The sequence below is a fragment of the Luteitalea sp. genome (assembly GCA_009377605.1).
In the GTDB taxonomy this organism is placed as follows: domain Bacteria; phylum Acidobacteriota; class Vicinamibacteria; order Vicinamibacterales; family Vicinamibacteraceae; genus WHTT01.
This window is the reverse complement of record WHTT01000347.1, coordinates 1-537: the sequence shown is the minus strand read 5'-3', so window position 1 is coordinate 537 and position 537 is coordinate 1. Positions and strand designations below refer to the sequence as shown.

Annotated in this window: 1 protein-coding gene; it reads right to left on the bottom strand. The window is 62.9% G+C overall.

Annotation, left to right across the window (positions count from 1 at the left end):
* On the bottom strand, nt 1-537 hold a 537-nt coding region (locus GEV06_29240; protein ID MPZ21921.1), incomplete at both ends, for a hypothetical protein.

Sequence of the window (537 nt, the reverse complement as noted above, 5' to 3'; positions counted from 1 at the left end):
GGTGAATCCCATTTCGGTCTCCGGCCACTGGCGGAAGTCAGCAAAGAACTGCGCCTCGGGCGTCTGGTCGAGACCGAACTGTCGGACGTCTTCGACCACGCCGATAATCTCCCACGGGACAGAATCGCTGCCGGCGTACACCCGCTGTCCAATTGGATTCTCGCCGGGGAACTCACGGTGGGCTAGCGCCTGATTGATGAGCAGCACTCGCGGCTGGCCCGCACGATCGTTCTCGCCGAAACCACGCCCCTCGATCACGCGGGTTCCCATTACGTCGAGATATTCCCGGCTGACCAAGCGCGCATCCGGAACCGTCTCCAGTGGCGGCGGTGGGGTTGGGAGGTTTGGCGTTCTCCTGAACGACGTGCGCTCCTGGATCGCCACCAGCGGCAATTGCCGAGCGTACGCCACGGCCTCCACGCCTGGCACCGATCGGAGTCGCGCCACCAGATCTTCAGCAAACGTGCTGAGCTGTGCGCCGGGATAGCGTTCTGGAGGCAGGCCCACCTGAAACGTCAAGACATTTGTCGGGTTGTA